The sequence below is a fragment of the Deinococcus aquatilis DSM 23025 genome (assembly GCF_000378445.1).
GTDB lineage: Bacteria > Deinococcota > Deinococci > Deinococcales > Deinococcaceae > Deinococcus > Deinococcus aquatilis.
In genome coordinates this window covers 180422-204680 of record NZ_KB899696.1, presented here as the reverse complement: position 1 = coordinate 204680, position 24259 = coordinate 180422, and the positions used below count along the sequence as shown (strand labels likewise).

The 24259-nt window shown below is 64.5% G+C and carries 22 protein-coding genes; 11 read left to right on the top strand and 11 right to left on the bottom strand.

What is annotated here, in order from left to right:
• Positions 1 to 27: 27 nt before the first annotated feature.
• The 6 genes from F561_RS0102230 to F561_RS24550 all read left to right on the top strand — a co-directional run bounded on the left by F561_RS0102230 (position 28) and on the right by F561_RS24550 (position 5408).
• Positions 28 to 516, top strand: a complete 489-nt coding sequence (locus F561_RS0102230) for a MarR family winged helix-turn-helix transcriptional regulator (RefSeq protein ID WP_051096803.1) — start codon at positions 28 to 30, stop codon at positions 514 to 516.
• Positions 513 to 2147 (top strand): MDR family MFS transporter, encoded by a 1635-nt coding sequence (locus tag F561_RS0102225; RefSeq protein WP_019008309.1) that lies wholly within the window; start codon positions 513 to 515, stop codon positions 2145 to 2147. Before F561_RS0102230 ends, F561_RS0102225 begins: the two co-directional genes overlap by 4 nt.
• 301 nt (positions 2148 to 2448) lie before the next feature.
• The gene (locus F561_RS0102220; RefSeq protein WP_019008308.1) at positions 2449 to 3714 is read left to right on the top strand and encodes an NAD(P)/FAD-dependent oxidoreductase; all 1266 of its coding nucleotides are present in this window, start codon (positions 2449 to 2451) and stop codon (positions 3712 to 3714) included.
• Between the two features lie 231 nt (positions 3715 to 3945).
• Positions 3946 to 4239 carry a hypothetical protein gene (locus F561_RS0102215; RefSeq protein ID WP_019008307.1) on the top strand — a complete coding sequence of 98 codons (294 nt, stop codon included), beginning with the start codon at positions 3946 to 3948 and terminating at the stop codon, positions 4237 to 4239.
• Positions 4236 to 4847: a VOC family protein gene (locus F561_RS0102210; protein WP_019008306.1), complete on the top strand. Its 612-nt coding sequence runs from the start codon at positions 4236 to 4238 to the stop codon at positions 4845 to 4847. Before F561_RS0102215 ends, F561_RS0102210 begins: the two co-directional genes overlap by 4 nt.
• 96 nt (positions 4848 to 4943) lie before the next feature.
• Positions 4944 to 5408, top strand: a complete 465-nt coding sequence (locus F561_RS24550; protein WP_019008305.1) for an NUDIX domain-containing protein — start codon at positions 4944 to 4946, stop codon at positions 5406 to 5408.
• A gap of 73 nt (positions 5409 to 5481) precedes the next feature.
• Here F561_RS24550 and F561_RS0102200 read toward each other — a convergent pair whose 3' ends face one another.
• From F561_RS0102200 to tdh, 3 genes are all read right to left on the bottom strand, one after another.
• Complete coding sequence (locus tag F561_RS0102200) at positions 5482 to 6480, bottom strand: ribose-phosphate diphosphokinase (protein WP_019008304.1); 999 nt, start codon at positions 6478 to 6480, stop codon at positions 5482 to 5484.
• A gap of 198 nt (positions 6481 to 6678) precedes the next feature.
• Complete coding sequence (gene dnaJ / locus F561_RS0102195) at positions 6679 to 7815, bottom strand: molecular chaperone DnaJ (protein WP_019008303.1); 1137 nt, start codon at positions 7813 to 7815, stop codon at positions 6679 to 6681.
• A gap of 402 nt (positions 7816 to 8217) precedes the next feature.
• A complete protein-coding gene (tdh, locus tag F561_RS0102190) occupies positions 8218 to 9243 on the bottom strand; it encodes an L-threonine 3-dehydrogenase (protein WP_019008302.1) in 1026 nt (341 codons plus the stop codon).
• Positions 9244 to 9462: 219 nt separating this feature from the next.
• Between tdh and F561_RS29435 the strand changes: the two genes are divergently transcribed.
• Both F561_RS29435 and F561_RS0102180 read left to right on the top strand, forming a co-directional pair.
• Entirely contained in the window at positions 9463 to 9624 is a 162-nt protein-coding gene (locus F561_RS29435; RefSeq protein WP_019008301.1) for a hypothetical protein, read from the top strand.
• A gap of 81 nt (positions 9625 to 9705) precedes the next feature.
• Positions 9706 to 10134 carry a hypothetical protein gene (locus F561_RS0102180; RefSeq protein WP_019008300.1) on the top strand — a complete coding sequence of 143 codons (429 nt, stop codon included), beginning with the start codon at positions 9706 to 9708 and terminating at the stop codon, positions 10132 to 10134.
• 77 nt (positions 10135 to 10211) lie between these two features.
• Here the strand turns inward: F561_RS0102180 and mqnB are convergent, their stop codons facing one another.
• The 3 genes from mqnB to F561_RS0102165 form a co-directional block, all read right to left on the bottom strand.
• Entirely contained in the window at positions 10212 to 10865 is a 654-nt protein-coding gene (mqnB, locus tag F561_RS0102175) for a futalosine hydrolase (protein ID WP_019008299.1), read from the bottom strand.
• Positions 10866 to 11043: 178 nt separating this feature from the next.
• On the bottom strand, positions 11044 to 13935 hold the full coding sequence (locus F561_RS0102170) for a transglutaminaseTgpA domain-containing protein (protein WP_019008298.1): 2892 nt from the start codon (positions 13933 to 13935) through the stop codon (positions 11044 to 11046).
• A 10-nt stretch (positions 13936 to 13945) separates the two neighbouring features.
• Positions 13946 to 14905 carry an AAA family ATPase gene (locus tag F561_RS0102165; protein WP_019008297.1) on the bottom strand — a complete coding sequence of 320 codons (960 nt, stop codon included), beginning with the start codon at positions 14903 to 14905 and terminating at the stop codon, positions 13946 to 13948.
• Between the two features lie 92 nt (positions 14906 to 14997).
• Between F561_RS0102165 and F561_RS0102160 the strand changes: the two genes are divergently transcribed.
• A complete protein-coding gene (locus F561_RS0102160) occupies positions 14998 to 15543 on the top strand; it encodes a 3'-5' exonuclease (protein ID WP_019008296.1) in 546 nt (181 codons plus the stop codon).
• Positions 15544 to 15734: 191 nt separating this feature from the next.
• On the opposite strand, the gene F561_RS0102155 is transcribed toward F561_RS0102160, so the two are convergent.
• Positions 15735 to 17651, bottom strand: a complete 1917-nt coding sequence (locus F561_RS0102155) for a phosphodiester glycosidase family protein (protein ID WP_019008295.1) — start codon at positions 17649 to 17651, stop codon at positions 15735 to 15737.
• A 248-nt stretch (positions 17652 to 17899) separates the two neighbouring features.
• Here F561_RS0102155 and mglB point away from each other — a divergent pair, with 248 nt between their 5' ends.
• Together mglB and mglA are read left to right on the top strand one after the other, a co-directional pair.
• Entirely contained in the window at positions 17900 to 18385 is a 486-nt protein-coding gene (gene mglB / locus F561_RS0102150) for a GTPase-activating protein MglB (protein ID WP_019008294.1), read from the top strand.
• Between the two features lie 103 nt (positions 18386 to 18488).
• Positions 18489 to 19079 (top strand): GTPase MglA, encoded by a 591-nt coding sequence (gene mglA, locus F561_RS0102145; RefSeq protein ID WP_019008293.1) that lies wholly within the window; start codon positions 18489 to 18491, stop codon positions 19077 to 19079.
• 192 nt (positions 19080 to 19271) lie between these two features.
• Here the strand turns inward: mglA and F561_RS0102140 are convergent, their stop codons facing one another.
• From F561_RS0102140 to F561_RS0102125, 4 genes are all read right to left on the bottom strand, one after another.
• The gene (locus F561_RS0102140) at positions 19272 to 20045 is read right to left on the bottom strand and encodes an ABC transporter permease (protein ID WP_019008292.1); all 774 of its coding nucleotides are present in this window, start codon (positions 20043 to 20045) and stop codon (positions 19272 to 19274) included.
• Positions 20045 to 20983: an ABC transporter ATP-binding protein gene (locus F561_RS0102135; RefSeq protein WP_019008291.1), complete on the bottom strand. Its 939-nt coding sequence runs from the start codon at positions 20981 to 20983 to the stop codon at positions 20045 to 20047. Before F561_RS0102135 ends, F561_RS0102140 begins: the two co-directional genes overlap by 1 nt.
• Before the next feature lie 366 nt (positions 20984 to 21349).
• Complete coding sequence (locus tag F561_RS0102130) at positions 21350 to 22795, bottom strand: superoxide dismutase family protein (protein WP_245556406.1); 1446 nt, start codon at positions 22793 to 22795, stop codon at positions 21350 to 21352.
• Between the two features lies 1 nt (position 22796).
• Positions 22797 to 24068: a PQQ-dependent sugar dehydrogenase gene (locus F561_RS0102125; protein ID WP_019008289.1), complete on the bottom strand. Its 1272-nt coding sequence runs from the start codon at positions 24066 to 24068 to the stop codon at positions 22797 to 22799.
• Positions 24069 to 24259 lie beyond the last annotated feature (191 nt).

Below are 24259 nucleotides of genomic sequence, written 5' to 3'. Positions count from 1 at the left end.
CTTCCAGATGAAACAATTCCATTTGAAATGAATGACTCTTCCTCCCTCTCAACTTCCCCGCCGGACGAGGTGTACGCGCTCGTTCGGGCGGTATTGCGGTTGTCGCGGCGCTTTCATCAGGTGCTGGACGATCCTCTGGAACGCTCTCTTGGTCTGAATACCAAAGAACTGGTCGTGCTGGCCGCCATCATGGACGGAGCCGATACGCCGAGCGCGGTGGCTGAACGCCAACGCCTGCCCGCGCCCACCGTGACGCGGATGGTGACCAAACTGGCGGGCCTGGGCCTGCTGGAGCGCGTGACCGACCCATCAGACCTGCGCCGCCAACACCTGCGCCTGACCGCTGAGGGCGAGGCCACCCGCGCCCGCACCCGCAGCACCGCGCAAGACATCGTGCAGGCCCATTTCGGACATCTTCCGGTTGACCGGGTTCAGGCGGCTCAGGCGGCGCTGGATGCCCTCGAAGCCGCCCTGATCACCCAGACCCCAGAAGGCAACCCAGAGGTAAACGTATGACCGCTCCTGCCGCCGTCCTTCCCTCTGCCAACCTCAGCCAGCGCGAGAAAATGCTGGCCTTCGTGGGCATCCTGACCGTCCTCTTTCTGTCCAGCCTGAATCTGACGGTGGTGGGCAGCGCCATGCCCCGCGTCATCTCCGATCTGGGCGGATTTCATTTGTACGCTTGGGCGTTTACGGCCTACTCGCTGGCAACGACCATCACCATTCCGATTGTGGGAACCATCAGTGACCGCTATGGCCGCCGCCCGCTGATCCTGCTGGGCATCGGCATTTTTACGCTGGGCAGCGTGTTGCTGGGCACCGCGCAGGATATGAACCAACTGATCGCCTACCGCGCCTTGCAAGGCATTGGCGGCGGCACCCTGATGGCGATGAGCTTTACGGCCATTGCCGACCTGTTTACGCCCATCGAACGCGGGCGCTATCAGGGCTATACCGGGGCCGTGTGGGGCGTCAGCAGCGTGGTGGGGCCACTGGTGGGCGGCTTTCTGACCGACCATTTCGGCTGGCGCAGCGTCTTTTTTGTGAACCTGCCCTTTGCGCTGGCCGCCGCGTATTTCATCTGGCGCTTTTTCCGCTTGCCTGCGCCGGGGGTGCGGGGCCATTTCGACGCGCTGGGAGCGGCGCTGCTGGCAGGTACCGTCTCGACCCTGACTTTTGCCCTGTCCTGGGGCGGCGGCACCTACGCCTGGGGCAGTGCGCCCATTCTGGGACTGCTGGCCGCCACCGTGGTGCTGGGCGCGTGGTACATCGTTCATAGCCGCCACCAGACCCGCCCGATTCTCAATCTTCGCCTGCTCAAAGACCGGGGGATCGCCGTGGCCTCGCTTGCCGGATTCTTGGTCAGCGCGGGCATGTACGCCGCCATCCTGTATCTGCCCCTGTACATGCAGGGCGTGAAGGCCAGCAGCGCCAGCGGCAGCGGCCTGGCTCTGGCCCCGCTGATGTTCGGCATGATCCTCACCAGCACGCTCTCGGGCCAACTGGTCAGCCGAACCGGGCGCTACAAGGTTCTGATTCTGGGCGGAGCCTTGATCGCCACCGTGGCCCTGTTGTTGGCAACTCAACTGGGCACCACCACGCCCCTGTGGGTGGCCGTGGGCACGATGGTGCTGCTGGGCATCGGCCTGGGCCCGGTCAACAGCCAACTCACGCTGGCCGTCCAGAATGCCACCCCGCCCCAACTCATGGGCAGCGCCACGGGCGGCAACCAGTTCTTCCGGCAGATCGGCGGCACGCTGGCCGTCAGCCTGTTTGGGGCGCTGGTCAATGCCCACCTCGCTTCCAACCTCAGCTCGGCCCTGCCCGCAGCGGCGCAAAACCTGCCCCAGAGCGTGCAAGACGCCGTTGCCAATCCCAGCCTGCTTACCAGCCCGCAGGCCACCGCGCAACTGGGTGCGGGCCTCGGCAAACTGGGCAGCGCCGATCTGTTGGCCCCCATCTTGGCTGCCCTGCGAAACGTGATGGCCGGGGCCATAGATGAGGTGTTCCTGATCGCGGGCGTGCTGGTGGGCGTGGCTTTCCTGATCACCTGGCTGTTGCCCGAGCGCCCGCTGGTAGGCCGGGGCACCAAGGTCGTCAGCGAATCGGGGCCACAAGACCGCGAAGGCATGGCCGCCACCGACTGAGCAGCCGAGCTTCAACAAGATATTCAAAGAGGGCCGGAGCGAGGGGAAAGCTCCGGTCCTTTTTGGTTGCTTGGTTCTGAGTGACGGGCCAACCGTTCTGAGTGAATTTTGCCGAGGTGGGCCATTCCTTGAAGGCTTGGTGGCTAAACCCCCGTTGCTTTGCAACGCCCCCCTTGAGGGGAGGACAAGGGCTGGGTGCTCCCCTTTATGGGCGAAGCCGACTGGGGGGTTCTGCCTCCGCAGGGCAGCAACCGGGTGCAGACGTGCCCTGCTTCCTCCCTCCCCTTGCTAGGCTGCCCCCATGCAAGATGTTCTGGTCATTGGAGCGGGCTTGGCGGGCCTCACGGCGGCGCGGGTGCTGACGCGGGCGGGGCGGCGCGTGCGGGTGCTGGAAGCGGGCGCAGAGGTGGGCGGGCGGGTCAGGTCGCGCCGGGTCGAGGGCTTTACGCTGGACGCCGGATTTCAGGTGTTGTTTACGGCCTATCCGGCAGTTCGGCGGCAGCTCAAGCTTGATGCACTGGATCTGGTGCCTATTCCCCCGGCGGCGGTGGTGCGGCGTGGAGCGCGGGCCGATGTGCTGGGCGATCCCATCCGCGACCCCGGCAGCCTGCTGTCCAGCCTGACCACGCAGGTGCTGCCCCTGCCCGACAAGTTGCGCGTGGCAAAACTGGCCGCCCAACTCCGCACGCCACCACCGCACACCCTCCTGAACGGCCCCGACGAATCCACGCAGGATTATCTGCGGCGGCAGGGCTTTTCGGAAGCTTCCCTTGACCGTTTCTTCCGTCCCTTCTTCGGCGGGGTATTTCTGCGGCGCGACCTGTCCACCTCGGCCCGGCTGTTTCGCTACTACTTCCGAATGCTGATGGACGGCTCCATTGCCGTGCCCCGCGCAGGCATGGGCCAGATTTCAGCGCAGTTGGCCGAAGGGTTGGACGTGACCCTGGGCGTGCGTGTGACCCGCCTGACCTCTCACCCCGGAATGGTCAGTGTGGCGACCACAGCGGGCGATCTGGAGGCCCGCGAGGTGATCGTTGCCACCGATCCCAACACGGCCCAGACGCTGCTGGGCGCAGACACGGCACGCGGGAGCCTGAGCAGCGCGTATCTGCATTACGCCATGCCGCACGCCATAGACCCGCAATCCCGGCTGCTGCTGAATGCCGAGGCAGGGTGGATCAACAACGCCCACTGGATCAGTCAGGCCGTGCCCGGACGTGCGCCGGAGGGCCAACACCTCCTGATTGCCACGGTGCTGGGCCGTCCAGAAGTCCCAGATACCGAACTGGATGCACAGGTGCGGGCAGAACTGGCCGTCTGGTACGGCGAGGCCGACGCCCGCACCCTGCGTACCCTGCACATAGAGCGCATCGAACACGCCCAGTACCCGCAGCCTGCCGGATACGCCGCCCACCTGCCGGGGCACGCCACCACCCTCCCCGGCGTGCTGCTGGCCTCCGAACTGACCTCCATGAGCGGCATTCAGGGCGCGATGGAAAGCGGCGAAAAGGCGGCGGCGATTGTGTTGGGAGATCTGGCAGGAATGAGCAGGCCGAGGGGGGCATAGGGGGAACACCTTTCAGGTCAGCAGCTTGCCGCTCGGGTGTGGTGAGGCACGCAGAAACGGCTTACGCTAGGGGCATGATTCCACTCAGACCGCACGCCGCCGCTTCTGCCGCTGGCCCGGCACAGGCTGATGCGTTACCTGTGGCCCCCCTCGGAGCCGGAGCGCAGGCCCTGGCCCCGGCTTCAGTTGGCGCATTGTGGGCCGCGCCGCTGTCGGTGGTGGTCTCAGGCCGTGGCGGTGGCCTCGGCGGGCCTGACGGCAGCGGCCCCCCTGACTGTGGGCGTGCAGGCGGTTGCGCCGCTGGGCGTGGGCCTACAGACCATTGCGCCCGGAGCCGCTGCCGTGCAGACCATCGGGCCGTTCGGGGTAGGTATTCAACTGGTGGCCCCCTACGCCGCCGCGCTTCAGGTGGTCGCGCCGGGGGGCGTGGGCATCCAACTGGCCGCACCGGGCAGTCTCGCCCGCCGGATTTCCGCGCCGCGCAGTGTCCTGCTAGAGAGTGTGTTGCTGGGCAGGCAGGCATGACAGCCGCCACACTGGATCATCTGGTCATTGCCGCCCGCACTCTGGCCGAGGGTCGGGCGTGGCTGGAAGGACGGTTGGGGGTGCCCCTCGCCCCCGGCGGCGAACACGCACTGTTCGGCACCCACAACGCGCTGCTGGGGCTGGGGCCAACGGCTTATCTGGAAGTGATCGCCATCAATCCACACGCCCCCGCCCCGGCCCGCCCGCGCTGGTTTGGGCTGGATACCCCCGAACTCCGTGAGAGGCTGGAAGACGGCCCCGCGCTGATCCACTGGGTGGCGAGTGTGCCTGCCCTCCCCACAAGTTCAGAGGGATTGGAACTGTCGCGCGGTGAGAACCGTTGGGCGCTGACCGTGCCGGAAGATGGAAGCTTGCCGGGAGGGGGCGTGCAGCCCAGTCTGATCGTGTGGCACACGCCGCCCCCGCCCACGCGCCTGCCGGATGTGGGGGTGCGGCTGGCCTCGCTGCGTCTGGGCACGCCCGACCCGGACCGCCTGCGTGCTGCGCTGGACGCCCTGAACTTTGCGGGTGAAGTGGAAGTCTATGAAGCGCCTCAGCCGGAATTGGGGGCGCTGCTGGAGACGCCACATGGCTTGGTGACGCTGTGAATCTGGAGTGTGGATCGTAGAACGTGGTTTGGTTTATTGGCACGGTAATCGCCCTTGCTCAGCCCCTCAGACTTTCCACCGCTAAATTGTTCCTGCATGAAACTTCCCCCACCCGATGCCTCTTTCTACACCCGCCCTCCCAACACTCCCGAACGGGCCAGCGTGGGCGCAGTCGTGCTGAAGCGCAGTGAATCCGGCTGGCTTCTGGCCGTGGTCATCGAACCCGGCGACTATCCACAACTGCCCAAAGGCGGCGTGGAAGCGGATGAAACGCATGTGCAAGCGCTGATGCGGGAACTGCGCGAGGAAGCCGGACTGTACGCCGTGCGGGTGGTGGCCGATCTGGGGACTTTGGAGCGTCTGAATTATGTCCGTACCCGCTGGCAAGTCACGCGCTATAGCCTCTGTCTGACTGATGAAGTCGGCCAACTGCCCCTCGAACCCGGCTTCCGGCTGGAATGGCATTCGTTGGACGCCGCCCCGCCCCTATTCTGGCCCGAGCAAACGCAGTTGGTAGAGAGAGCCAGAGTGGCACTGGCACGCGGAGAATACGTGCTGTGAGGCTGGAATGTAGAACGTGGACCGTGGAAGGGGAAAACCCCAAACCACGGTCCACGATCTAGCAGCCACACTCTTACTCAAACAGCGTGCTGACACTCTCCCCAGAATGGATATTGGCAATCGCACTGGCAAACAGCGGCGCAACGTCCAGCACGGCCAGTTTGCCGCCTGCGGCCAGAATCTTGCTCTCAGGCACAAGGACCGTGTTGGTGCTTGCCACCTGCGTCACGTCCAGCGCGGCGATTCGCTCTATGGCGGGGCCGGTGTACACGCCGTGCGTGACGGCCACATACACGTCTTTTGCACCCATGTTGCGGCAGATGTTCACGGTTTCCACGAGGCTGCCCGCCGTGCTGATCTCGTCGTCCACGATAAACACGGTCTTGCCTTCCACCTCACCGATCAGGGCGCGGGGACGAACTTCGGTGTCGCTGATGCGCTCCTTGTCGATCATGGCAAGGCCGGAATCGAGGCGGCGGGCAATCTGGGACGCCCGCTTGATGCTGCCTGCGTCGGGGGCCAGTACCACGCCTTCGTGGGCGTTGGGCACGCAGCTTTTAAAGTGCTGCGTCAGCACGATATCCGCCGAGAGGTGATCGACGGGCACCTTGAAGAACCCGTGAACCTGCGGCGAGTGCAGCGTCATCATCAGAATCCGGTCTGCGCCTGCTTCTTGCAGCAGATCGGCCACCAGTCGGCCCGCGATAGAAATGCGGGGGCTATCCTTTTTGTCGCTGCGGGCGTAGCTGTAATACGGAATGACAGCGGTCACGCGGCCCGCGCTGGCGCTCTTGGCGGCGTCGATCATCAACATCAGTTCCATGATCGCGTCGCTGACGGGTGTGCTGAAGGTCTGAATAATGAACACGTCGCCTTCACGCAGCGACTCTTCGTAATGCACGATGATGTTGTCGTTGGTAAATTTCTCAGTTTTGCTTTTGCCCAGCGGTACACCGAGATTGTCGCAGATGGCCTGTGCCAGCGGGCGATTGCTCTGGCCTGCAAAGACGAGGAGCGGTGCCCGGTGGCTTCTGGCAATTCGGTCGGAGTGGGTGGATCGGAGCAGAGACACGGTGAAATCCTCCAAAAATGGGGAATGGGGGAGAGAAAGGCAAACGCTGGTCTTTTCGCAGGCAGCATAGCGTGAGTGGCCGGGCCGGGCCGTCCTTCTCTGCGTGACAGTGGAAGCGGACGGATCGTAAAACGTGAATCGTGGAAAGGACAACAGCCCAGACCACGATCCGCATGTTCCTACTCCTGGCTATTTGCCTCATTCACCTCTGAAAATTTTCCCCACCTTGTCGAAAAATCCTTCCGGCTTGTCGTTCACTTCGTCGCCCACAGCGCGGGCATAGGCCAGCAGCGCCTCGCGGGCTTCGGGGGTCAGCTGGGCGGGTTTGGGCACCTGCACGTCATATTCCACGATCAGGTCGCCGCTGCCTGCACCCTGCAAGCGGGGTAGCCCCTGCCCACGCAGGCGGTGAAGCTCGCCGTGCTGCGTGCCCGCTTTCACCTCTACGGTTTGGGGACCGTCAAGGGTCGGTACCGTAATCTGTCCGCCCAGCGCGGCCTTGGCAAACCCGATGCGCGAGGTATAGATCAGGTGTTCCTGCTCGCGGCGCAGCTCGGGGTGGCGCTCCATTTCGATGTGAACATACAGGTCGCCGTTGCCGCCCGGTCCCTCGTTGCCCATGCCCGACACGCGGATTCGGTAGCCCTCGTCGATGCCGCGTGGCAGTTTCACCTTCACGGTTTCGGCCTTCAGGGTGCGGCCCCGGCCCCGGCAAACGGTGCAGGGGTCTTCGATCAGCACGCCCTCGCCCCGGCAGGTAGGGCAGGGCTGCTGGGTGTCTACCACGCCAAAAATGGTGCGGGCCTGTGCCCGAACAGCTCCCGCGCCCTTACAGGTGGTGCAGGTTTTGGGCGGCTTGCCTCCCGGCTCGCTGCGGTTGCCCTGGCAATGCTCGCAGGTGGTCAGGCGGTCTACGTCCACCTCGATCTCATCGCCCGCACGCGCCTGAAGCAGCGTGACGTGGGCTTCGGTTTCCAGATCGTCGCCGCGTGCAGGGCCGCGCCGCCCGCCGCGCCCGCTCACTGCGCCGCCAAACAACTGCTCGAAAATGTCCATCGGATCGAAACCCGCGCCGCCCATGCCGCCGAAGGGGTCGCCCCCCGGCATGCCGCTACTGGGCGCACTGCCGAAGCGGTCGTAATGCGCCCGTTTTTCGCTGTCAGACAGCACGGCGTAGGCTTCGTTGATGCGGGCGAACTGTTCGGCGGCCCCCGCTTCCTTGTTGCGGTCAGGGTGAAATTTGAGTGCCAGCTTGCGGTAGGCACTCTTGATCTCGTCGGGGGCGGCGGTGCGGGCCACGCCCAGCAGTTCGTAATAGTCTGTTTGTGCAGTCATGTCAGTCTCTTGGCCTCTTGGTGGGTGCGCGGAAGCAGTGTGGACTCTCAGTTCCGTGAAATCAGGGGTCACAGCCAGCGCCACAGCACCAGCATTTAGCCTATAGGTTAACATGACCACACTCAGAAAAAGTGGTGTCGGGGGTATGGATCGCCAGCAGAAGTGATTACTTGCTCAGGCACAGGTGAAGTCTGAGTTCAAACTCCTACAGGCTGATCTTTGTGAGCTGTCACCATCGCTCAAAGTCCGTTCAGGGCAGGGTATTTTGCCACACCAGAAACCCTGATCAGGCCTCAGCTTGTTCTGGCAGCCGTTGGCGTCATCCCTCGCGTTCTGGGCGGCGCATTTCCATCTGAACGGCGGCCTGTCCAGCCTGATCACTCCAGCTTCAGCAATCTAGCCTTACCAGTCCAGAATAACCTTCCCGCTCTGCCCGCCCAGCATGGCATCGAAGCCCTGTTGGAAGTCGTCGATGCCGAAGCGGTGCGTCAGGATGGGGGTCAGGTCCAGGCCCGACTGGATCAGGGCGGCCATCTTGTACCACGTCTCGAACATCTCGCGCCCATAGATGCCCTTGATGGTCAGCATCTTGAAGATCACGGCGTTCCAGTCGATGTCCACACGTCCTGCCGGAATCCCGAGCAGAGCAATCTTGCCGCCGTTGTTCATCACGCTCACCATCTGCGCAAAGGCGGGGCTGCTGCCGCTCATCTCCAGACCCACATCAAAGCCCTCGGTCATGCCGAGTTCGGTGGTCGCCACGGTCCAGAGGTCTTCGCGGGCCACATTCACGGCCCTTGTCGCGCCCATCTGGCGTGCCAACTCCAGACGGTAATCGTTGATGTCGGTCACGACCACCTGCCGCGCTCCGGCGTGTCTGGCAACGGCGGCGGCCATCACGCCTATCGGCCCCGCGCCCGTGATCAGCACGTCTTCTCCCACCAAATCAAAACTCAGGGCGGTATGCACGGCATTCCCGAATGGATCGAAGATCGCCGCCACCTCATCCGAAATATCGTCGGGAATCTTGAAGGCATTGAAGGCGGGCAGCACGAGGTATTCGGCAAAGCTACCCGGACGGTTCACGCCCACGCCCAGCGTATTGCGGCACAGGTGGCGGCGTCCTGCGCGGCAGTTGCGGCAATGCCCGCAGGTGACGTGGCCTTCACCGCTGACCCGGTCGCCCAGCGCGAACCCGCGAACCTCGCTGCCCATGCCCGCCACCACACCCACATATTCGTGGCCCACCACCATCGGCACAGGAATGGTGTGCTGCGCCCATTCGTCCCACTTGTAGATATGCACGTCGGTGCCGCAGATGCTGCTCTTCTTGATGCGGATCAGGAGGTCGTTGGGGCCGGGGGTGGGCACCTCGGTTTCGATCATCCAGATGCCTTCGCGGGCATGTTGTTTGCTCAGTGCCCGCATGGTCTGCGGCGGCTGAACAGATTCATTGGTAGCAGAGGTTGGAGAAAGGGTCACGGCAACGGTTCTATCCCCTCTAGGCAAGTCGCGCAATGTCGGTGTTCACGCTTGGCCGGAATAGCGGGCCACAGAGCGCTGAGCAGGTGAGCCGCTCCATTCGTCAATGCTGGCTCAAGCCGGAATGTGGCCTTCCGGTCATGTCCGGCGCGTAGGCTATAGGGCATGATCAAGTTTCGCCGCCAGAATGCCCTGACCCCCGAAAAAGACGCCGAAGTGAGCGTGAACCTCGTACCGCTGCTGTTTTTCGTGGTCGGTTATGTGGCGGTGCGTGCCCTGCTGCACACTGTTCAGACCGCAGTTCCTGCACCAGACGCTGACGAATGAGCCTGCCGGTCTGCCCGTCCGCCTACCCCCGGCTAGGCTGGTGTGATGGCCCAGAAAGACTTGCCGCGCTACTCTGACCCTATGACCAATCCCGCCCCTCAACAGTTCAAGAGCGCCCGCAGTGGCCGCTACGTGGTTCCCGGTTGGATGAATCTGGTACCCGGCCAGAGCGACAGCGTAGAAATTCAGCTGAACATCGAAGAAAAAGACCTGACGAGGGAGCAGGCCAGCCTGTTGATCGAGTACTGGGCCACCCCCACCGACCTGACCCTGCAAAGCGTGCTGCCGGTGCGGGCCTTTACCGCCGCTCCTGAAGGCTGGTGCGTGTTCGTGCCCGCGCAGGGCCGCGTGTTGGTGCGGGCCATCGACCCTCAGCCCAACCCACCTGTGTTGGCAAGCCACTGGATCAACGTAGATCCCCAGACGCCCCCCGGAACCACCGTGCATGTGCAGGTCAACTTCCCGGTTGCGCCCACGCCCGTGCAGAATTTGTTCCTGAACCGCAACTGAGGCTGTACTAGAAATTTAAGGTGCGAGGAAGTGGGCTGTAGGCTTTGGGGAGAACCCCTTGCCACAGCCCGCTTTGCCTACCACCCCAGCAACGCCTCCACGCCCCGCCTCGTTGCGGCCAGAGCCTCACCCAGTTTCCATGCGGCCCGGTCACGTGGCCCCACCGGGTTGCTGATCCCGCGTACTTCCAGGGCAGGCACGCCCCAGCGCAGGGCAGCGTGGGCCACGCCCGCACCTTCCATCCCCTCGCAGACTGCACCGGGAAAACGGGCGGCGAGGGCCTGGGCCACTTCCAGGCTGCCCGTGACCGTGGACAGCGTGAGGGCGGGGCCGTACCCCACGCGCAGGCCAGCGTTGCTCAGGCGTTCAGCCAGTGCATGTGAGCCGCTCCAGGCCGGAAAAATCCCTGTGTTGAGCTGATCGGGCTGCACGCTGAGGCCCAGTTCCTCCAGAGGCAAGAAGGTTTCCTGACCTGGCAGACCGTCCACCGCGCCCAGATCGGCCTGCGCCATCAGACTGGAAAGGGCCAGATCGCCGGGATGGAGGCCGCTGCCCGGATACGCGCCCCCGATTCCGGCACTGACGACCAGATCGAATGGCTCCCGCATCAGCTCCTGCTGGGTGGTCAGTGCCGCTGCCACCGCGCCCACGCCGGAGACCACCACATGTGCAGGCACGCCTGCCAGCCTCGCCGCCTCGCCTGCCGTGGCCACGATAATCAGGACTTTCATCTGGATTCAGTATGCGGCACAGGGATCGGGGGCGGGGGAAAAAAGCGTCAAAGCGTCTGGGGTCTAAAGGAGCCAGAGCATCTGGCAGAAGAACAGCACCGGGAAAACAAGCTGGAAGGCCATCCGGGCTGCCGTTCTCACTGCCTACGGCCCATGTAACGCCTCTGCGCCCGAGGGACTACTGCCGCACCTTCCTCGCCAATGCACGCAATTTCCTCGCCTGTTCTGCCGAGGCTTCCGGCGAATAGCGGGCCTCGTGGTAGGCGGCCAGAAAAGTGGCAAGCGATTCGGCCGATTGCGGCCAGCGCTTCTGCACACGCAACGTATAGGCTGTGGCCGTTTCTCCGGGAGCACGGGGGAGACGCAGACGCACAGTCAGGTCGTGCAGGGCGCGGGCGGCGGGGTCGCGGGGCCGCGAAACCCGGCGGGCCACCAGCAGCGCGGGCACCAGCGCCAGGGCCACCAGCCCCAGCAGGGCCAGCAGATACGGCGTGGCCCCCACCTGACCCAGCCCCACGCGCCCCAGCAGGCTGCGTTGCTGCTCGCCGCCGTAGCCCACCACCGTGTCGTTCCAGCGGTTTTGCAGGGCATCAAGGCGCAGGCGCAGGCGGGCAAAGGTGCCGGGCGGTGTGGCCTCGGTGGCGTTTGGACGGGTCAGGGCAGTACTCAGGTTGGTATTCAGGCGGGCAGGAGCCACCACGGCGGTCGGATCTACCCGAATCCAGCCGCGCCCCGCCAGCCAGACTTCCGCCCAGGCATGGGCATCTTGCTGGCGCACGATCAGGTAGCCGCCGTCGGGGTTGATCTCGCCGCCCAGGTAGCCGCCCACGATCCGGGCCGGAATCCCCGCCGCCCGCATCAGAAAGGCAAAGGCGCTGGCGTAATGCTCGCAAAATCCGGTACGGCTGCCAAACAGGAAGGCGTCTACGCGGTTCTGTTCGGGCAAGGTGGGTGGACTGAGGGTATAGGTGAAGCCGCCCGTTCGCAGGTAATTCAGGGCCGCTTCTACCCGCGCTGCCGGGGCCAGAGGTGCCCAGGTGGCCGCCAGATCGCGGGCGCGTTGGCTCTGGCCTTCTGGCAACAACAGGTCGTAGTTCAGGCGCTCGGGGCTTTCCTGTACACCCAGGCGGGCGCTGCGGCCCCTGACGGTGTAGCGGGCGCGGGCAGTGGTGGGGCGCGGATTCACCGCCTGAAACGCCGTGGACAGGAACGTACCGGGCGGGAGTTCGGTGGGTACGTCCAGCGTCAGCAGCCAGGGCTTGCCGTTGGGTTCCAGCGTCAGGGTATAGGCACTTTCCGGGCCAGTCGGCTCTATGCTGGGCGACGCACCACGCGGCCGTGCCTGTCTCCAGGCCACACCATCGTAGTTTTCGAACACGGGGCCGCGCCAGTAGCGGTTCTGGGGTTCAGGCAGGCCCGTACTGAAATCGGCGCGGAAGGCCACGGCATTGCTGCGGGCCAGATCGCTGAATTCTCCGGCGCGGATCTCATCCGACAGTCCGGTCTGGTTGCGGCCCTGGAGTGGCAGTTGCCACAGCGGGCCATCTGGACGGGGAAACAGCACGAACAGCACCAGCATCAGCGGCAGGGCCAGCCCCACGACTCTGGCCGCTGTTCGGAGGGGGCCGGGTTCGCCCTCCTCTGCCTGGTCGTCAGGCTGAACATGGGGCACCACCCACACGCCCGCCACCGCCAGCATCAGGGTCACGCTCAGCAGGGCATGCAGCGCCACCAGCGGCCCCTGCCCATGCAAAAAGTGCGTAAACGTGACGAACAGGCCCAGCAGCACCAGCAGCCGGGCGTCACGCAGGGTGCGCGATTCGGCAGCTTTGAGGGCCACCAGGAGGCCCAGGAGCGCCGTTCCTGCCTCACTGCCCAGCAGCGTGCCGTATTCAGCGTTCAGGGCCACCGCCGCCATGCCCGCTGCGATGCCCAAGAGCCAGCTGGGAAGCGGACGCAACTGCTGCCGGGACGCCGCAACCGGACGGGTTTGCAGGGCCGTATACCCCAGCAGGAGCGCCGCGAGCAGCGACACCCACACGGGTTGGCGCAGCGCTGCCGGTGCCAGGGCCACGGCCAGCCCGAACACTGTGAAGCGCACAGCGGCGGCGGGCAGAATCTGGGGAGCGCGGGGGGCGCTGACAGCGGGCAGGGGTGTGGGCAGCGGCCCATGCAGCGCCAGGGCTGTGAGGGCCGCCCGTGCGTGGGCTTCTCCGGTCGCTACCGGGAGCGTCAGGCCCGGCAGCGTCAGGCCAAAGGGGAGGCCGCCTGCCCGCGCCGTACTGATCCAGGCGCTCAGCCGTGAAAGGCGGGCTTCCGTCTGGCCCAGCGCCGAGGTATCGGCCCAACCGAACATCAGCGCCGTGCCTGCCGGAGAATCGAACTCGCGGGTCATCAGCGTGCCGGTGCGGGCAGCGTGCTTCCAGGACACGAGGCGCGGTGAATCTCCCGGCACATAGGCCCGCAGGCCCGAAAAATCATCGTTGCCAGCGGTGCGGGTGCGGCCCTCGCCAGCGGCCCCGGTGCGGCGGGTGGGCGGCGTGGGTGCGCCCTGCTCCGGAGCAGGAAAGACGGGGGGCAGCGTGACCAGACCCAGCTCGGCCAGCGGCGACGTCTGTACCCAGCGCCACAACCCGAGGCTGTCGTAGGCGGTGACCCACACGGGCGGCAGCGTCAGGGGGCCGCGTGCCTGAGGCGAAAGTTGTAGGGAGAAACGGGCTGCCGTGTTCCCTGCCGGGAGGCGTCCGGTTGCGGCAGATTTCCCCAGACTCACCTCGAAAGGTGTGCCCGCCAGCCCGCTGGCCTGTCCGGTCAGGGTCAGCGGCGTGCCCGCAAAGAGTTCGCCCGGTGTCTCCAATCTGACGCTGAGGGCGCGGCCCGCCCGCATCGCCCCGCCCGCCGTGACGGCCCAGATCCCTGCCAGCAAAAAGGTTGCGCCGTAGCCGAGGCTCAGGCTGTAATTGACGCATCCAACCAGCGTCAGCAGGGTCAGCAGCAAAAATCCGCTGCCCATGCGGGTGGGGCGCAGGCGGTACGACAGCGCAGATCTGGACAGCGGAGGCAAGGGCAACGCCGCTCCGTCAGGGAACCGGTGTGTCGGCCAGCAGGCGAGTCATCACGTCTGCGATCCGCACGCCGGGGTCGCGCACGGGCAGACGGTGGGCAGCCAGGGCCGGAAAGATGGCCTGTACGTCTTCGGGCAGGACCATCCGGCGGCCAGCGAGGTAGGCCCACGCTCTGGCGGCGGCTAGCAATGCCAGCAGTGCGCGTGGACTCAGGCCCGCAGCCAGCGCGCCATGCTCGCGGGTGGCGCGGGCCAGCAGTTGCAGATAATCCAGAAGGGGGGCCGCTGCGTGTACGCCGTCTACCTCGCGCTGCATGGCGGTCAGCAGCGCGGCATTCAGCACGGGCGGCAGGTCGCGCACGGTCAGCACTCGCCCGCCCGTTTCCAGCAGGGTGCGCTCGGCGCGGGCATCGGGATAACCCAGCGTCACAGTCAGCAAAAAGCGGTCAAGTTGCGCCTCGGGCAACGGCGAGGTGCCCACGAACGCCGCCGGATTCTGGGTGGCGATCACGAAAAAAGGATCGGGCAGCGGGCGCGTGACGCCGCCTTCACTGACCTGCCGCTCCTCCATCGCTTCCAGCAAGGCTCCCTGCGTTTTGGGCGTGGCGCGGTTGATCTCGTCGGCCAGCAGGACTTCAGAGAAAACCGGGCCAGCGTGGTAGCGGAATTCGGCGGCGGCGGCGTCCCACACACTGACGCCCAGCAGGTCGGTGGGCAACAGGTCTGCCGTGAACTGTACCCGCCGGAAGGCCAGCCCCATCGTGCGGGCCAGGCCGTGGGCCAGCGTGGTTTTGCCCACCCCCGGTTGATCTTCGATCAGCAGATGCCCCCGCGCCAGCAGACAGGCCACCGCCAGGCGCACCTGATGGCTCTTGCCCAGAATCACGTTGTCCAGTTGAGCGAGGGCGGCGGCCAATGCTGCTGCGTGTGCCCCGGCTGGCCCGGACTGAAAAGAAATGGTGGGGGCACGCGTCATATAGGCCGTAGCCTAGCCGCCCGCCTCTGACAGAACTGCGACATGAAGCGGAGATTCATTTGTCGGGCCACCACGCGCTACGCTACGTCTCAATGAACGTCGTCGTGTTTGACCTTGAAACCACGGGCCTGTCGCCCGAACGTGACGGCATCGTGGAAATCGGCGCGGTGCGGATCGTAGACGGGCGTGTGGACGAGAGCCAGAAGTTTGAAACCCTGGTGCGGCCCACCAGCGAAGGCGGCCATACTTTGCAGATTCCGTGGCGGGCACAGCAGGTTCACGGCATCTCGGACGCGATGGTGCGGAGTGCGCCCAGCATTGCAGAGGCCCTGCCCGACTTTCTGGCCTTCGTGGATGGACTGCCTGTGGTAGCCCACAACGCGCCCTTCGACAACGGCTTCGTGCGGGTGGCGGCGCGTCGTGCGGGCCTGACCTGGGCACCGCCCACCGAATACTGCACCGTGCAACTTTCGCGCCGCGCCTTTCCCCGCGAACGCGCCCACAATCTGGGCGTGCTGGCCGAGCGCCTGAACCTCACCTTTGCCGAGGGAGGCCGCCACCGCTCGTTCGGAGACGTGCAGGTGACGGCCCAGGCCTTCGTGCAACTGATGGAGCGGCTGAAGGTGGGCAGCCGGTAGGGGGTAAATCGGTCTTGGGCTGGGGTCTGGTACAGGCTGGCTCTACGTCCTGACCTGACAGGAAAGGGAGGGATGCCAGCAAACGCCGCCAGCGACTGCCGGGAACGAACCCTGCCCACCACGTCACTGCTCTGTTACGGACGCTGATTGAAGGCCGCAGGTTCAGGCCTTCAATCAGCGTCCCGCTCTCCTCAGCGGCGCGATAGCTCCGGTGAAGCTGGGGCGCTGCGGGGTACGAAGACGATGGCGTTGGGTACAGGGCGGCTCCAGACCGTATTCAGGTACGCGCCCAGATTGGCGTACCCGCCCGTCAGGTAGGCCGTCGCGCTGCTGCCGCTGTCCAGCCGCACGGCGTCACGCACTCCTGCTCCGGCCAGGGCTGCCGCAAAACTTTCGGGCGTGCCATGTTCGAAGTAGGCGATGGTGGCCTGCCCACCCATGATGCCCAGCGCCACCTGCCGGGTAGGCCGCCACAGGTTCGTACCGGTATCGAACATCTCGCGGGCCGGATTCAGCGCGACCTGACCGCCCTGCACCAGCAGCGGCCCCGCACTCAGGGCGTCAAGGGCCGTGTCCCAGGGGGCGTCGTCGGCCCGCCAGCCCAGGGTGGTCTTGAGGGGCTGTCCGGCGGTACGTGGCAACTGGGGAAAACGGGCGGGGTCAAAGGTAACGGCCAGGGTTCCGGCAGGCGGCGTAACCCGCCCGGTCAGGGCATTGAGGACTGTACTGCCGCCCAGTCCCACATACAGCGTGGTCAGGTTGTCTGCCCCTACGGGCGTGTTGCCGTTGCCCACGAAGGCCGTCAGCAGGTCGGGGCGCGGTTTGCTGCTCACGCTGTTCACGGTCAGGCTGCCAAACGGCCCGCCGAGCAGGTAACGCGGCTTGGGATACCCAAAAAAAGTGTTGCCCTGTGCGCTGAAGCCGATGGTGGCGCGGCGCTCCAGGCTGGGAGCCGTCATCAGGCCGCCTGCCACCACCAGATCCACGGGCAGGGCGCTGCCAGGATCAAAGTACCCGCCGTTGACGCCCGCCACCCCGCCCACCCCACGCACCAACGCCGCCACATCCGAGGCGCGGCCCGTGGGCGCACTGATGACGCGCGGCTGATACAGGGCCGGGTCGAAACTCAGCAGGTGCAGGGTTCCCTTCTGGCGGTAGGTGACACCGGCGGGCAGGCTGCTCGGGTCAATCGGGGGCGGCACCGAGGTATCGAGCTGGGTGGTCGTGTCGATCACCACGCGGTCTGGGTTGTCGAGCGTAAACAGCGTGCTGGTGCCGCCGCCCGTATTCAGACGCACGGTGGTTCCGGCCTCGCCCGGCTCGATGCTCAGTCGGTCGCCCGAGGGCAAGTCCTGAGCGCTGGCCGTGGCACTCACGCGGGGCAGGGTCACGCTCAGGCCTGTTTTGTCACGCTGCACGCTGTAGGGGGCCAGAGCGCTCAGTTCCAGCACCACGCGCTGCACCTCCACGCTGCGGTGCAGAGTGCGGCTGACCCGCACGGTGTCCAGATGTGCCAGAGCGGGCAGGGCCAGAGCAGGAGGCAACGGAGCGGTGGGGATCGGCTGAATGGCGGGCGGCTGAGGGGGACTAGGCAGCGTCGGCAGAGGCCGAAGCTCGGTCAGGGCGGGCGTGGTGGGCGACGAGGTGGCGGGCGCTGCCGGAACAGGAATAGTCGTGACAGGTGAAGGCGGCAGCGTGCTGGTAGGCACCACAGCAGGCGCAGCAAAATTCAGCACATCCGGCGCGTCCGACAGCACGCGCACACCCAGCAGCCGGAGGGCTTGCAGCGAGACATGCAGGCTGCCGTTGACCACCTCGGGCGCGGGCAGGGGAGTGGTCAGCGTGAAGCCCAGGCCTGTCCAGCCCGTTCCCCCTCCAGCTTCGGCGGGGCGGTAACGCAGCTCGCGGTTGCCGTACAGCAGGCGCAGATCTCGCGGATCATTCCGCACACTTACGCCCACGCGGGGCAGCGTCCATACCGCGATGCTCTCCACACCGCCCAGCACCCGCGTTTCCAGCGCCGTACTCTGCCGCACGCCCCCAATCGCCACCGGACGGGCCGCCGCGTTTCCTGCTGCACCGGCCAAGACCGCCAGCGTCAGCAGCATTCCCCGCATTCCCACTGCTTTCTGCACTCCAACTGCTCTATGCACTCTGCCCACACGAAACCTCGTCACGCGGGCGAGTGTACTGTTCGGGTGCTGACTGTCGGGTGAGGAAGGCTGCACCCCCCCCACTACCCCTATTTAAAATCCGCTGAGTAGGGCAAAAACGGGGGCGAACCTGCAAGATTTCTCACGTTATTTCCAAAAACGTCAGAAGATTGTGCCGGACGCCTCCTATACTGCAAAGCGTCATGATTGAACCCTCACTTGCCCTGTACGGAGACGCGTTTGCACGTGTAGACCGTTTATTAGAGGAGTTACTGGAGGTGACTGGTGTCCGTTACGGACTGCTGGTCGACCGCAAAGGCTTCGTTTTGTCTCACAAGGAGGCGCTGTGGGCACCGCGTCCACCTGCGCTGGACAGTGTGGCGACGCTGGTTGCCAGCAACGCCGCCGCCACGGGCGCACTCGCCAACATGCTGGGCGAGCGCACCTTCAGCGAGCAGACCCATCAGGGCGAGAACGGCACGCTGTATGTGGAATCGGTGGGCGACCAGGCCCTGCTGACCCTGATCTTCGACGTGGCGGTGCCGCTGGGCAAGGTCAAGGTCTACGCCCGCAAATCCATCGTGCAACTGGCCGCCATTCTGGAAGAACTCAAAGACATTCCGCCCGTGCAACTCGATTCGGATTTTTCCAAGGGTGCCAACGCTCTGCTGGACGATCTTCTCGGATGATGCCTGTGCCGCTGCCCTCCGCACGGTCGGTGTTGTCTGCCCGCCTCCTTTCCCCTCACCCGCGCGACCTGCCCGACCTGCGCCCGCACCTGGAGGCTAACCCGTGAGTACCATCAACTTTGCTGCCCGCGAAATCAACTGCAAAATCGTGTATTACGGCCCTGGCATGAGCGGCAAGACCACCAACCTCAAGCACGTGTTCGGCAAGGTTCCGGCCCACCTGCGCGGCGAAATGGTCAGTCTCGCCACCGAAGACGAGCGCACCCTGTTCTTCGACTTTCTGCCGCTCGACCTCGGCACCGTGCAGGGCTTCAAAACCCGCTTCCACCTGTACACCGTGCCCGGCCAGGTGTTCTACAACGCCAGCCGCAAACTGATTTTGCGCGGCGTAGACGGCATCGTGTTCGTGGCCGACAGCGCCCCCAACCGCTTGCGGGCCAACGCCGAAAGCATGCGTAACCTCCGCGAAAACCTCGCTGAACACGGCATCGACGTGCGTGACGTACCGATCGTGTTGCAGGTCAACAAGCGTGACCTGCCCGACGCCCTGCCCACCAACATGATCCGCTCGGTCATCGACCCCCGCCAGGAACTGCAACTGTTCGAGGCCACCGCGCACCTGGGCGGCGGCGTATTCGAGACGCTGAAAACGGTGAGCCGCCTGGTGCTGGAACGCCTGTCGCAGAACAAGTAATCGGGCCGTAGAAATTGAGTTACGGACTGTAGTAACAGATCAAAGACCAAAGTGTTGGCCCTGCCGAGTCGGTGGGGCTTTTTGCTGCAACCCGGCCCCCTTATTCCCAAAGCAAAAACCCCCACCCGAAGGCAGGAGTTCTTCTCTTTCATCTGTTCCTATATCCCACAACCCACGTCCTACACCCTTCTTCTACACATCTCGGCGGTCAAAGGCAAATACGGCCATCAGTCCAAAGCCCACCGTATAGATGATCAGCAAGATCAGCGGCTGCGTGATGTCGGTCTGCTGGGCGTACAGATTCAGGTGACTGGTGAGCAGCACACGCTGGATGGTGTCGGGGAAGACCACCAGCAGGCGCATCAGGTTGAGGGTGGCGAAGGTGGCGAGGGCGGCGGCGGCGGTATTCAGCAGCAGCACGCCGTACAGGAGGGCCAGGGCAGCAATGGGCATCAGCATTACGGCGGCCAGGACGCTGCCGCGCAGCACTTCTGCAAACGCCTGATTGCTGGTCAGGGTGCCCACGCCCACAAACAGCCCTGGCCCCATGCCTGTGCCGCCCGTGAATTCTCCGTAGCCTCTGGGAATGCCCGCCAGCAGCGACCCGATGACCGTGACGGCCACCAGCAGCACCGGATAGGACAGCGCCACGAATAGTTTGCTGGCAATGACGGTGGTGCGGCCCACCGGACGCAGCAGCAGCGGGGCCAGGGTGCCCTGACTGACCTCCGTGCCGATCATTTCAGCCACCGTGACGGCGATAAACAGCGGAATCAGGAACTGGACGGCGATGCCGATGCTGATGGCGGGAATCTGCCACCCACTCACCACCGCCACTTTCATCAGGACTTCCAGGCGCGGGGCAAAGGCCCACAGCAGCGGCAGGACAAAGCACACGATCAGGGCGAGGCGGGCGCTGCGGGAACCGAGCAGTTTCAGAAACTCTAGGGTGATCAGGGTCAGCATCAGGCTTGCTCCACGCGCTCGCGGTAATACTCGTAGAGGTCGAAATGGTCGGGGCTGGCCTCGAAAACCCGGATGCCCTCGTTGCTGAGGTGCGCCAATGCGTCGGGTACTCGGGATTCTCCGCCCAGATACGCGATGGCGTAGGGCGTGCGGGTGGTCACGCGGCGCACGAAGGGGAGCCGCTCCAGCGCCGAGGCCGCGCCCACCGGATCGTCTACCCGGAAGCGGTAGGCCGCCTGCCGCGCCCGCAGATCCACTGTGTCGACCATGCGCCCGCCCGTCAGAATGCCCACTGTGTGTGCGTAGGTGGCAATTTCACGCAGGTGGTGGGTACTCAGGATGACGGCGCACCCGCTGGTGGCCAGACTGGTCACGATGCGGTGAATCAGGCCGATGCCGAGAGGGTCAAGGCCGCTGGTGGGTTCGTCCAGAATCAGGACTTTGGGTTCGGCCAGAATCGCGGAAGCCACGCCCAGCCGTTGCCGCTGCCCCAGCGAAAACTCCTGCACCTTGCGGTCAGCCATTCGGGTCAGTTCCAGCAGGGCCAGAACTTCCCGAATCCGGTCACGGCTGACCTTGCGCCCGCCGGGAGCCATCGCTGCAAGGTTGGCGTGGGTTTGCAGGTTCTGCGTGCCCGTGAACTGTGGGTAGAATTTGGCGGGAGCCTCCACAACTGCGCCGAGGTAGGCGCGGGCACGGGAACCGTCGGTGTGGACGTCGCGGCCCAGGAGCCGTACCTCACCGTCGGTAGGAAAAGCCAGCCCGGTCAGGCAGCGAATGAGGGTGGTCTTGCCTGCACCGTTGGGGCCGGTCAGGGCGTACACTTCGCCCGCCTTCACGGTCAGGTGGACGTCTTCGAGGATGGTGTTTGAGCCGTACCGCTTGATCAATCCGCGCACCTCGATGGCCGGAAGTGCGGGCGCGCCTTGCTTAGTCACTCGCCTAACCTAACCCAAGAAACTCCACCAAGTTCTTACATTCCCCCCATCGCGGCCTAGAACATAAAGGCGAGAGTGGAGATAGGGAGAGGGCACGGGGCAGCCGTTCTGAGGTTGCTTCTGCAAAAAGATTGATCCAGCGCTAAAAAACCTATCAGTCAGAAAACAGCCGGGAGGGTGACCCCGGCTGTTTTCTGATCAAACCTTTAACTTTACTGACCTGCTGGTTCAGCTTCTACCCAGTCCGGCATCACATACATGGCAAGCTCCCTAACACCGAGTTTGTTCTCTCCTGTGCTGCCTCCCCCTGACTGCAATCCAGTAACTCAGGCTTTCAGCTGAGAGGAGGGCTGGTGCAGATCAACTTCAGAACGCCTTGAAGCGAGTGAGGCGGAAGGGCGTTTCTGGGGTACCGCCCTGCAGTTTGTCCAGCTGACTCTGGGTAACCACCACGTCAGTGCCAACTGCTGTGAGAGTGGCAGGAAAGCGCAGGCCTTGCAGGGGTTCTTCCGCCACCAGCGTGCCTGTGCCCGAGTCGGCACTCAGCGTCACCTTGCTGACCACGCCCATTGCGTTCCGGGCCACATACAACGTGCGCGGGTCGGCGGGATTCAGCAGGATGCCGTCGCCGCGCATCAGGCCGCCCATCACTTTTTTCACGGCTTTGGTCCGCAGATCAATGCGCCACAGGTCGCCCGTGTTCAGTTGCATGGTCAGCAGGTAGCGCCCGTCGGGGGTTGCCAGAATGCCGTTCAGATTGATGCCGGGGCCGTATTTGATTGGGGTGTTGCCCAGATCCAGCCACGCGCTCAGTTTCAGGTCGGGCGACACCCGGAAAATCACCGGGCGGGTGGAGTCGGTCACGTACACGCTGCCGTCTGCGGCGGGCGCGAGGTCATTGATATAGCGGTTGGGACTCTTGGGCGTTTCCAGAATCGCCACCGGAAAACCGTCGGAATTCAGCACGCTGACCGTGCCTGTCGCGCCGCCTGCCACCCAGACGCGGCTCTGGCTGTCTACCTTCAGACCCAGCGCACTGCTGCGGCCCAATGCTCCGCCTTCACTGAAGAGGTTCACTGCGCCGTTGGTCGGGTTGACCGTGTAGATGGAGCCAGTCGCGGCGCTGCCCGTGTATATCAGGCCTTTCTTGGCATCGTAAGTTACGCCTTCGGGGAAGGTCTGAACGCCCGGCAGCGGGTAGTCGCGGGTGGCGACCGCGCCGCGCACAATGGTGCCGCAGCGAACGCGTGCGCCGCTCATGCCCGAGGGGTCGCTCTTGTAGTCGTCCGGCTTTTCGTGGATGAGCAGGGTGCGGTTCAGAATGCCGTCCATGCCCGTCAGAGAAATCTTATCGGACATGAACGACGCCCGGCCCACACCGTCTGCGCCGACGGTCAGCATGGGGAGGTCGCCGCCGTGCCCGTACTTGTTGCCCGCAGTCGGGCTGTCGTGGTTGCGGCTCATGCCGGGATCGAAGTGAGGGCCAGCCGCGCCGAAGGGTACGACTTCATTGACCGCAGGATCGACGCCGGGGAGGCACTGGCGTGTGTCGTGGATGTGCATGCCGTGCTGCCCTGGCGTCAGTCCCCGCGCCTCTACGGTCACGGCGACGGCCATTCCTGCCTGCTTGAAGGTGGCGGTGCCCTGCGGCTGGCCCTGATCGTCCACGATGGTCGCAGTTGCAGTCAGCGGCGTGGTGGCTGGAGCCATCATCTGCACCATCTCTGCGCCGCCCGCTGCCGCGAGTCCCAGCGTCAGGAGACCCAGTGCCGTCCATTTCATCCGTCCAGTCAGCTTTTGCAGTGCCCGCATCTCAGTTCCCCCCGGTGTAGCGCACGCGGTAAATGACGCCGCTCTGGTCGTCTGTAAACAGCAGGCTGCCGTCGGTGTACTGGGCCACGCCTGCTACCCGGCCAAACTGCTTCCACTCGCCGCCTTCCTCGAACACGAAGCCCGTGACGAAGGGCGTGATGGAAGTGGGCTTGTTGGCCGTATCGAAGTTCACCCGGGCGATTTCATAGCCACTGGGTTCGGTGCGGTTCCACGATCCCCGGTAGGCCACAAAAGCGTCGTTGCGGAACTCGGCAGGAAACTGCGTGCCCGTATAGAACTTGGCGTCGATGGCTGCGGCGTGCGCCGTGTAGTTCAGTGTGCTGCTCTGCGTGCCCGCGCAGTACTCGGCCTTGGTGATCTTGCCGGGAATATTGCCCACGTTCACGTAGGGGTCGGGCTGCTTGTCGCCGTAGCAAAAGGGCCAGCCGTAGTTCTTGCCGCGCAGGATCACATTCAGTTCTTCGGGCGGAATGTTGTCGCCGTGCCAGTCGCTGCCCTGATCGAAGCCGTAGAGCGTCTTGGTGACAGGGTGCCAGCCGAAGCCGATGGTGTGGCGCAGGCCGCGTGCATACACTTCCCGAATCTGGCCGTTGGGACTGATCCGCAACATGGTCGCTTCTTCAGGGTTAGGGGTGGGGGCGTCGTTGTTGGTGGAGCCGAAAGTGGCGTACAGGAAGCCGTCTGGCCCCCAGTGAATGCTGCGGGCGGGGTGCTGACCGGCATCGGGGAACCCGTCGGCAAACACGCGGGGCACGCTCAGGCTGCCGTCTTTTGCCATCGTCATGACCCAGATGGTTTTTTCGCCCACCACGTACAGCTTGCCTTCCTTCACGTCCAGCCCGTGTGCCAGCTTGATGTTCTGGGCCACCTGCTTACGCTCGACGGCCTCGATCTTGCCGTCGTTGTTCACGTCTTTGAGGTACCACACGTCACCCTGCTGGCGGCGGGTCAGGTAGATGCCGCCGTCGGGCATCACATGCATGATTCGGGCATTGCCCAGCCCCGAGGCCATCACGCTGAGGGTAAAGCCAGCGGGCACTTTCAGGCGGGCCAATTTGTCGGGTGTAAATTCCAGGGCCGTCGGTTCGTTACGGGTGACCGTGGCACTGACTGCTGGTTCAGGCGGTGTGATTGGGCGCGGTTGGGCTGCTGGAAGAAGCGAAGGGGCGACCTGTGCCGAACCGGAAGAAATCGAACCAAAAGAAGCAAAAGTAAGGGCCGCCGTCAGAGCGGTCAAAATAGGTGTACGCATGTTGTGAAGCCTCCTAAGAGGCAGGATCACACACGTCTAAAATGCCCAAATCAACTTTTCACACCTTCTGAGCGCTCCTTAAGCCTCAGATCAAAGCTAAATTGAGGCAGGCTCAAGATATTTTTTAAAACTCCTTCATTTGTCTATTACCTATTGTTCAGTCCTGTGTGTCAGGCCGAAATTATATGTCG